This window comes from Pseudomonas sp. CG7 (assembly GCF_023701885.1).
GTDB classification, from domain to species: Bacteria; Pseudomonadota; Gammaproteobacteria; order Pseudomonadales; family Pseudomonadaceae; genus Aquipseudomonas; species Aquipseudomonas zanjanensis.
This window is the reverse complement of record NZ_JABAEE010000052.1, coordinates 42,641-51,889: the sequence shown is the minus strand read 5'-3', so window position 1 is coordinate 51,889 and position 9,249 is coordinate 42,641. Positions and strand designations below refer to the sequence as shown.

The following is a 9,249-nucleotide window of genomic DNA, read 5'->3' as shown; positions in this document are numbered from 1 at the left end:
ACGGGGTGTGAGCGGGGGCGGGCGAGGGTCCGCGCCGGCGCCGCCGCCCGCGGCGCCTTTGCTGGTGGAGTCTGCGCAACCGAGCGGGAGCAAGCTCCCTCGCCACAACAGCCCGATCATGCCCGATCCTCTGTCAGCGTCCGCCCACCACCATATGCGTGAACGGCTCGACATACGCCTGCAACGTCACCAGCCCGCCCACCAGGATCGCCAAGACCACCGAGTGGAAAAACACGTAGCGCAGGATTTCGCCTTCGTGGCCGTACCAACGTGTCGCGGTGGAGGCGACCACGATCGACTGGGCGTCGACCATTTTGCCCATCACCCCACCAGAACTGTTGGCCGCGGCCATCAGCACCGGGCTAATGCCCAACTGTTCCGCCGTCACCCGTTGCAACCCGCCGAACAACACGTTGGACGCCGTGTCCGAACCGGTCAGCGCCACGCCGAGCCAGCCCAGCAGGGTGCCGAACATCGGATAGAAAATGCCCGTGGCGGCGAAAGCCAGGCCCATGGTCGCGTCCAGGCCTGAATAACGCGTGAGGAACCCCAGCGCCAACATCGCCACGATGGTGATCAGCGAGTAGCGCACCACCCACAGCGTGCGCAGGTAGTGGCGCACCAGTTGCGGGATGGAGTAGCCCATCAGCAAGCCACCGAGAATCGCCGCCAGGAAGATGCCGCTGCCCGTGGCGGTGAACCAGTTGAACTTGTAGACCGCTTCCTCGGTTTTCGGCTGCGGGACCACGGGCGGGACTTTTTCGATCTGCTGGTGGATGGTGCCGAAGGTCACCAGTGGCGAGAAGATCGGGTGGGCCTCGCGCATCGGCTTGCCTTGGGGGTCGAGCTTGGCCGATTGGGTTTGCGGGTCCAGTGCCGGGCGGGTGTCGAACAGATTCTTGAAGCCCTGGGTGCCCCAGGCGAAGACGAATACCGTGAGGATGATCCAGGGCATCCAGGCACGCAGCACGGCGGGGCGATTGTCACTGCCGAAAGCGCCGGTGGTGACCGGTTGCTGCTGCTCGCTCGCGTCGATCTTCGAGTCATCGTGGCGCCCCGTCAACGCCGCGGACGTATGCACCGTGGCTGGCTTCCAGACCTTGAGGAAACCGGTGAGGCAGGCCATGGAAATCAACGCGGCGATGACATCCACCAGCATCGGCCCGTGGTAGGTGGACACCAGGAACTGCGGGATGGCGAAGCTGACGCCGGCCACCAGGATCGCCGGCCAGACCTCCAGCATCTTGCGCCACCCGGCGAAGGCCCAGATCAACCAGAACGGCACCAGCACCGAGAAGAACGGCAACTGCCGCCCGACCATCATCGACAATTCCATGTCATCCAGCCCGGTGACTTTGGCCAGGGTGATGATGGGCGTGCCGAGGGCGCCGAACGCCACCGGCGCGGTGTTGGCGATCAGTGCCAGGCCCGAGGCGGCCAAGGGGGAAAACCCCAGCCCGATCAGGATCGCGCCGGTCACCGCCACCGGCGTGCCGAAGCCCGCCGCGCCTTCGAAGAACGCGCCAAAACAAAAGGCGATCAGCAGCAATTGCAGGCGCCGGTCGTCGGTGATGCGCGCGAGGGAGTCCTGCAGGACCTTGAACGAGCCGTTTTCGGTGGTCAGCCGGTGCAGGAAAATGATGTTGAGGACAATCCAGCCGATGGGCAGCAGGCCGTTGGCCGCGCCATACAACGCCGCCGAACCGGCCATGTCGGCGGGCATGCCGAAGGCGAAAATCGCGATCAGCAAGGCCGAGGCCAGGGCGTACAACGCCGCCAGGTGCGCCTTGACATGAAAGAACGCCAGGGACGCCAGCATCACCACCACCGGAACCGCCGCCAGGAGCGTCGACAGCACCGCATTACCGAAGGGATCGTAGACTTGTTGCCAGACCATGTTCCACCTCTGCTTTTTATTGTTGGAAGTGCAGGCCCCGGGGGGATTGGCAGAGAAGTATAGGCGGGGATTTGTTAAGCGATTGCCAGGCTAACCCCTGTGGCGAGGGAGCTTGCTCCCGCTGGGTGGCGAAGCCGCCCCAAGAATTTGTGCTGAAACAATGAACCTGGGCCTGCTGCGCAGTCCAGCGGGAGCAAGCTCCCTCGCCACAAAAGCGGGTTCGCGCTGGCCTCTGGGCGCTGTTCCTCAGAGGCCAGTTTCAAGGGGTGGATTGGCTAGCGTGCTTCGACGTTATCCAGCGCACGGTTCGCCAGCATTGCGCTCAGTTCGATCAATTGCTGGATACCCAGGGCAATGTGGCGTCTTGAGCCTTTCAGGTCGAAGGCCAGGTCACTGACCATGGCATTGGCCGAGGCCAGGTTTTCGCTGAGGTTGGCGAGCAGGGTTTCGGTGTCGATGCCGGGGGCAACGGTGAACAGCTGGCCGGGATCGGCTTCGGGTTTGCTGGGTTTGGGCTTGAGGTAGGAGTCGAGGATGCGGTCGGCGGCTTTGTCGAATGCTTTTGAATTGGATGGATCGGTGTCCGGTGGGTTGGGCGTTACTTTGAACATAGTTGAGGCTCATGTGGAAGTTTGACGGAGCCATCACCCTCGCTACCAAACGAAGGGTGGCGGCCATACGCAGGTTGGTAGACCGGTCCACATGAACACCGGCGCGCCCGAGGGCGCCCTACGCATGGCCACCATTGAATGCAAATGCTGAAACGCGCCTGCAAAAAAGTGAGCCGTGAGTCATGTAGAGGCCGGGCTACCAAACCCGATCGCTGATTTATCAGCGACGGGGAAACGATAAAGCCCGGCTCACAGGCGCACAAGCCGGCGGATTCTGGCGTAGTTGTAGGTAACGGCGCAAGACAACGTAGCCCGAACCCGAACGTTCCTACATCTGAATAAACGCAGGCTTGTTTGGAGCGGAAATAAGGCCAACAACACAACCCTTGTGGCGAGGGAGCTTGCTCCCGCTGGACGGCGCAGCAGGCCCACGTTTTTTTGCTCAATGCAGAAATTTTGGGGCGGCTTCGCCACCCAGCGCGAGCAAGCTCCCTCGCCACAAAAGCGCTGACTCAGGCCAACAGAGCGGTGTGCTCGTTAGCCCTTCGCCGCCATCGCCGTCACTTCCACCTTCATCCCCTCGACCGCCAACGATGCCACGCCCACGGCGGCGCGAACCGGCCAGGGTTTGGCGAAGAAGCGTTTGTAGACCTCGTTGAACGCGGCGCGATCGGCCATGTCGGTCAGGTAGATGGTCAGGTGCAACTCCCGGTCCATGGAACTGCCGGCACCCTCCAAGGCGGTCTTGAGGGCTTGCAGTGTGCATTCGCTCTGCAGCGTGATGTCGCCCAGTTCCAGGCTGCCGTCGGCGCGGGTGGGGATTTGCGTGGAAACCAGCAGGCCGCCGAAGCCGGCGACGTCGGAGGAAATCGAATCGGCATCCGGATCTGGAATAAACGTGATGTCTGGGTTGCTCATGCAAAGCCTCATGCAGGAAAGAAAAAGGACCGCCGCAGTTTACCGTCCATTGCCGCGCCGTTCCTGCATTCCTTTAGCCGTGCGTTTCCGGGCCATGGTTTTGCACCAGCGCCTGGATGTAGGCCTCCAGCGTCGTGGTGCCGTGCAGGGCCGCGTCGTCGCCCACCTCGAAGCCGCTGTCGAGGCTGACGGCGCTCATGCACGTATAGGATTGCGCCGCAACGGGGCTGAAGCCGAGGCTCCGGAAATGGCTTTCCCATTGGTCCCTGGGTATCACCTGTACCTCGACCGGCCGGCCGAGCGCCTGGGAAAACGCCTGTGCCACATCATTGGGCGAATACAGGCGAGGCCCTTGCACATGACGCACGCCAACGTCGTCAATCGGCGAAAGCAAGCGCGCGGCGGCGACCTCGCCCAAGTCCCGGGGCGCCACCATGGGAAACGCCAGGTCGGCGGGGAACAGCGTGGGCAGCTTGCCGGTCTCGCGGACGGTCTCGAGCAGGTTGTCCCAGTTACTCATGTAGTAAGCCCCGCGATTGATCGCCGCAGGGATCTGCTGGTTGCGCACGCCTTCTTCCAGTTCCCACAAGACGCTGAGATCGCCAATGCGCTCACCGGGCTGGGCGCCGGAGGTGGATTGCACGACGATTTTCTCCAGGCCCGAGCCGTCAAGGGCCGCGAGGAGGGTGGCGACCGTGCGCCGTTCCACCGCGTCGGTATCGGTACTGGGCGCGGCGGGCGGGTTGAGAATGAACGCCCTGCGCCCGAGCCGAAAGGCGGCACGCAATGACTCGACATTTTCAGCATCGGCTTCGACGATTTGAGCGCCCCTGGCGTGCCATTCAGCGGCGTGGCTGGCATCGCGGGTCATGACCATCACGGCATGCCCTGGCGCCAGCAAGGCCCGGGCCGTGGCCGATCCACCGTGGCCGGTGGCGCCCATGATCACGTACATGGCTTCATCTCCTGGAATCAAAGGCCGCCCTGGGCCGGACGTTGGATGGTTTGCCCCGGTTCAAGGGGCGGTTGCGTGCCGTTCAAGCGTGCGACCAGTTGTTGTGCCTGTTCCCATCCCAGATCGGGCTCCAGCCAGTCGAGAGCGTCGTCGGCGCTGAAGGCCAGGACTCGTTGTTGCTGGTTGGCGATGTCGCCATAGGTCACCAGGGCCAAGCCGTCACAACCAAACGAGGTCTCGCTGGCCTGGGCCAAGGCGGCCAGGAAGATCGGCGCCGATTGCCGAGTGGTCAGGTAGGCGAGGCGTGGCGCCTGTGACGGCGAGGCGGGTGCTTGCGACTCATACCAGCCCTCCACGGCGACCAGTACGCGGCCTTCATGCTTGATGGGATCGAAGACCTTGGAACGCATGACCAGGTGCAAGGGCAGGTGCGTCAGCGGGGGCATGGTTCCCACCGACCAGATCGGCGACCAGCCCCAGCGAACCTTAATGCATTCCAAGTGCCCGCCGCGACGGCGAATGGCGCTGACCTGCATATTGGGCTTGACCAGGCTGTGCCGCTCCTGAGCCTTGGGCGGCGTTGTCTCGTACTGGTCCAGGGGCGTGACGGATGTACCGAAACGGCTGCCGGAGGTGTCTCGCTGGGCGAAATACGCCAGGGAATCTTTTGAAGAAACGTGTTGAACCAGACCGTCACACATAGCGAAAACTCCGGCAGTGAAACGCAAAGAAGCCTTGATGTACCCGCCGTTCAAACCGTGGTTGCCGTGGCTTTCAGCGGTGTCATGTAGGTCCGAACCCGTGGCGAAATGCTTGGTTCGAAAATCCTCGCGGCGGGGAGACGAGCGGGCAATTGGGGTGGATGCACTGACGCCATCGCGAGCAAGCTCGCTCCCACAGTGGAGTTGTGGTGGGTCAGGATTTTCAGCTACACCGCCGAGCCCCTGTGGGAGCGAGCCTGCTCGCGATAGCGGTGGATCAGCTTGCATCAATGCTGAATGTGCTGGCGCCTTCGCGAGCAAGCTCGCTCCCACAATGGAGTTGTGGTGGGTCAGGATTCTCAGCTACACCGCCAAGCCCCTGTGGGAGCGAGCTTGCTCGCGATAGCGGTGTGTCAGCTTGCGGGGAGGTTGGCTGTGCTGGCGCCTTCGCGAGCAAGCTCGCTCCCACGGCGTTGTGCATGGATGAAGTCTATAAACGCCCTCAACGGCGAAGGCAAGTAGCGCCGCCCAGGGTAGTAGAGGAACGGCCCGGTAAAGCGCTGCCACCAGGGTTCGAGCACCGGTTCGAGGGCGCCGCTGTCCAGGTGGGGCCGTAGCCAGTCCTCGAACAGGTGGACAATGCCCAGCCCATCCACCGCCGCCTGCACCGCCAGGTCCATGGCGCCGCCGATGCGCACAATCAACGGGCCGCTCGGGTCGACGCTCACGGTTTCGCCGTCACGTTCGTATTCCCACAAGGGCAGGGCGCCGCTGGGAAACTTGCCCGTCAGGCAGGCGTGCCCCAGCAGGTCCCGTGGATGTTCGGGGCGGCCCCGGGCGTCGAGGTACGCCGGGGCCGCGGCCGTGGCGAAGCGCTGGAACCGTGGGCCGAGGGGGATGGCGATCATGTCTTGCTCCAGGCGTTCGTCGTAGCGAATCCCCGCGTCACAGCCAGCGGCCAGCATGTCGACGAAACTCTCTTCGGTGACCACTTCCAGGCGGATGTCGGGATAGCTTTTCAGGAACGGCGTGATAATCGCCGGCAACACCAGCCGGGCGGCGCTGACGGGCACGTTCAGCCTGAGGGTGCCCGATGGCCGGTCGCGAAAATCGTTGACCACGTCCATCGCCGCCTCGACTTCGCCCAGGGCCGGCACGATGCGTTCCATCAACCGGGCGCCGGCCTCGGTCGGCACCACGCTGCGGGTGGTGCGGTTGAGCAGGCGCACGCCGAGCCGGCTTTCCATCCGCCGTACGGCATCGCTGAGGCTCGACGCGGACTTGCCGCTCAACCGCGCGCCTTCACGAAAGCCCTTCGCATTGACCACCGCCACGAAGGCCAGCAAGTCTTGAATATCCGTCGCCATTGTTCTCTCCACCGTACAACCCGTGCTGATTGCACCTGATTATCACGGGAATGGTCAACGCCTATAGTCGGCCCACTCACATCGATCCGAGGGCTACGAGATGAACATTGCAGACAAGGCGGGCAACTTTTTATTGGGTGAGCGCACGGTCAATCGCATGGGCTATGGCGCGATGCAGTTGGCGGGGCCCCAGGTCTTCGGCCCGCCGAAAGATCCGGCCGCCGCCGTCGCCGTGCTGTGCGAAGCGTTGGCGAGTGGGGTCAACCACGTCGACACCGCCGATTTCTATGGGCCCCATGTCACCAACCGGTTGATCCGTGAAGCGCTGCACCCTTACGCCCAGGACTTGGTCATCGTGACCAAGGTCGGTGCCGTGCGCGGTAACGACGCGTCCTGGAACCCGGCCCACAGCCCCGCCGAATTGACCCGTGCGGTCCACGATAATCTGCGCAACCTCGACGTGGAGGTCCTGGACGTGGTCAACCTGCGGGTGTGGGGCGACCTGCATTCGCCCACCGAAGACTCCATCGAGGCATCCTTCACGGCACTGGCCGAGCTGCAGCGCCAAGGCCTGATCCGCCACTTGGGCCTGAGCAACGTCACAGCCGCACAGGTCAGGGAAGCCCAGGGCATTGCCGAGGTGGTCTGCGTGCAGAACCACTACAACCTGACCCATCGCGACGACGAACAACTCATCGCCGACCTGGGCCGGCAGGGCATCGCCTACGTGCCATTCTTCCCGCTGGGTGGGTTTACGCCACTGCAATCGGAAACCCTGTCCAGCGTGGCGGCGCGCTTGCAGGCGTCACCGCTGTGCGTGGCCCTGGCGTGGTTGCTGCAACGTGCGCCGAATATCCTGTTGATTCCCGGCACATCGTCCGTGGCGCACCTGCGGGAAAACCTCTCGGCGAGTGAGCTGACGATTCCTGCGCAACTGCTCGCCGAGCTGGATGCAATCTAGGCCGCCTGGAACACCAGCGTCTCGCCATCCTCCGGTATCAACAACCGGCTTGCGACACCGGCCAGTGCGGCGGCGTCGGCCAAGGCCTTGCGGGTCGTCGGGCAATGGCTGATCGCTTCCAGGTGATTGGCCACCACGGTCCCACGGCTCAGACGGATGAATTCCAGCGTCTCGTCGATGCCCATGATGATGTCGCCGCCGATATCGAACCGTGCCCCGCCTGCCGGCACCACGCTGACCTGCGGCTGGTGGCGCAAGACGAATTCGCGCACGGTGGGGGTGAGCACGGTGTCGCCGGTGAGGTAGACACTCGGTTCGCCGGGCAACTCGATCAGGTAGCCGACGCCGTGTTCCATCAACTTGCCCACCAGGCCCAGCCCATGGGTGCATCTCACGGAGCGAATGGTGCCGCCCAGGAAGGGGTTGGGGTGGTCATGTGCCTGGGCAAGTGGCTGGACGTTCAAGCCACGCTTGGCCAGGTACGGGGCGTCATGGGGTGTGCAGATGACCGGGATCTGTCTTTCCCTCAGCCAACGCTTGGCCGCGCGATCCAGATGATCGAAATGGCCTTTCTGGCAGTGGGTGATCAGGCAGTGCGTGACCGTCTCCAGGTCCTTCGCTGTTGATGCCGGAAGCGCTACCAGCGGATTGCGCTGGTTGGCACCAAACAGTCGAAGCGGTGGAAGCGTGCCCTTGTCCGCCAGCATCGGGTCGACGAGCACGCGATAGGGGCCGAATTCAAGAAGGATCGTGGCGTTACGGATCTGCTGGATGTTCATGAGGCGTTCCTATTGAGCGAGCGCTTCATGGTGCCGATCCGGCCCGGTGTGCATAATGGCCGGATCTGACATCTTTGATTCGTTTCATGCCATGACTCAAAAACTCCGAATCGGTCTGCTCCTGTTTCCCGGCTGCATGCCCGCCGGCCTGTTCGCCTTTGCCGATCTGCTGCACGCCGCCAACCGCAGGCGAGGGCGGGCGCTGTTCGAGGCACGCTACATCGCGTTGCAGGCCGGGCCGGTGCTGTGCGCCCATGGCGTGACCCTGCACGCGGAAGCGGCCCTGGAAAACGCCGGGCTGGATGCGGTCCTGGTTCCCGGTTTCTGGGCCGAATCGGCCGAGCAGGTGAATGCCGTCCTGACCGAGCAGACAGCCCTATTGAGCGCGTTGTCGAAGCAAGCCCGAGCACTGCAGCTCTGGGCCTATTGCACCGGAGTCTGCCTGCTAGCCGCCAGCGGCCGCTTGGACGGGCAGGGCGCGACGGTGACCTGGTGGCTGGCGCAAGCGATGCAACAGCAATACCGAAAGGTACATTGGCAAAGCGAGCAGAACTGCGTGTTCAACGCGCGCACGGCGACGGCGTCCGGGGTGAACGGCTACCTGCCCATCGCCGAACAACTCATCGAGCGCAGCGTCAGCAGTGATGTGCTGCGCGACATCACCCGGCTCATGGTGCTACCGCGCCCGGCCATTCCCCATGCGGCGTTCCAGGGCAGCACGCTGATCGAGCAACCCAGCGGATGGTTGCGGCAGTTGCATGGGTTGATCGAGCAGACGCCGGCCGAGGGGATTACCGTGCAGGCCCTGGCAAGCGCGCTGGCGGTGTCCGAGCGCACCTTGGCGCGCAAGGTCAGCCGTGAAACGGGGCAGGCTGTCGCGGCCTACGCCCGGCGTATCAAGTTGAACCAGGTCAGCGAACGCCTGACGTTGACCTCGCTGCCCCTGGCCAGCATCGGTGCCGAGCTGGGTTTCAGCAGCAGCTCCAACTTGCAGCGCATGTTCAAGGCGCTGACCGGGCTGACGCCGATGGCATACCGGCGCAAGTTCGGGCGTGTGTGA

At 63.7% G+C, this 9,249-nt stretch carries 9 protein-coding genes; 2 read left to right on the top strand and 7 right to left on the bottom strand.

Annotated features, from left to right (window positions below; translation table 11 throughout):
• Window positions 1-133 precede the first annotated feature (133 nt).
• The 6 genes from HGO40_RS20255 to HGO40_RS20230 form a co-directional block, all read right to left on the bottom strand.
• Window positions 134-1,897, bottom strand: a complete 1,764-nt coding sequence (locus tag HGO40_RS20255; RefSeq protein WP_250964481.1) for an L-lactate permease — start codon at window positions 1,895-1,897, stop codon at window positions 134-136.
• 275 nt (window positions 1,898-2,172) lie between these two features.
• Window positions 2,173-2,508 carry a DUF6124 family protein gene (locus HGO40_RS20250; protein WP_250964480.1) on the bottom strand — a complete coding sequence of 112 codons (336 nt, stop codon included), beginning with the start codon at window positions 2,506-2,508 and terminating at the stop codon, window positions 2,173-2,175.
• A 537-nt stretch (window positions 2,509-3,045) separates the two neighbouring features.
• On the bottom strand, window positions 3,046-3,426 hold the full coding sequence (locus tag HGO40_RS20245; protein ID WP_250964479.1) for a RidA family protein: 381 nt from the start codon (window positions 3,424-3,426) through the stop codon (window positions 3,046-3,048).
• Window positions 3,427-3,499: 73 nt separating this feature from the next.
• The gene (locus HGO40_RS20240; RefSeq protein WP_250964478.1) at window positions 3,500-4,381 is read right to left on the bottom strand and encodes an NmrA family NAD(P)-binding protein; all 882 of its coding nucleotides are present in this window, start codon (window positions 4,379-4,381) and stop codon (window positions 3,500-3,502) included.
• A 17-nt stretch (window positions 4,382-4,398) separates the two neighbouring features.
• Complete coding sequence (locus HGO40_RS20235) at window positions 4,399-5,082, bottom strand: SOS response-associated peptidase family protein (RefSeq protein ID WP_250964477.1); 684 nt, start codon at window positions 5,080-5,082, stop codon at window positions 4,399-4,401.
• A 413-nt stretch (window positions 5,083-5,495) separates the two neighbouring features.
• Window positions 5,496-6,449, bottom strand: coding sequence for a LysR family transcriptional regulator (locus tag HGO40_RS20230; protein WP_250964476.1), 954 nt, complete (start codon window positions 6,447-6,449; stop codon window positions 5,496-5,498).
• A 100-nt stretch (window positions 6,450-6,549) separates the two neighbouring features.
• Here HGO40_RS20230 and HGO40_RS20225 point away from each other — a divergent pair, with 100 nt between their 5' ends.
• On the top strand, window positions 6,550-7,410 hold the full coding sequence (locus HGO40_RS20225) for an aldo/keto reductase family oxidoreductase (RefSeq protein ID WP_250964475.1): 861 nt from the start codon (window positions 6,550-6,552) through the stop codon (window positions 7,408-7,410).
• Here HGO40_RS20225 and HGO40_RS20220 read toward each other — a convergent pair.
• Window positions 7,407-8,189 carry an MBL fold metallo-hydrolase gene (locus tag HGO40_RS20220; RefSeq protein WP_250964474.1) on the bottom strand — a complete coding sequence of 261 codons (783 nt, stop codon included), beginning with the start codon at window positions 8,187-8,189 and terminating at the stop codon, window positions 7,407-7,409. The genes HGO40_RS20225 and HGO40_RS20220 overlap by 4 nt on opposite strands.
• A 91-nt stretch (window positions 8,190-8,280) precedes the next feature.
• Here HGO40_RS20220 and HGO40_RS20215 point away from each other — a divergent pair, with 91 nt between their 5' ends.
• Window positions 8,281-9,249 carry a GlxA family transcriptional regulator gene (locus HGO40_RS20215; RefSeq protein ID WP_250964473.1) on the top strand — a complete coding sequence of 323 codons (969 nt, stop codon included), beginning with the start codon at window positions 8,281-8,283 and terminating at the stop codon, window positions 9,247-9,249.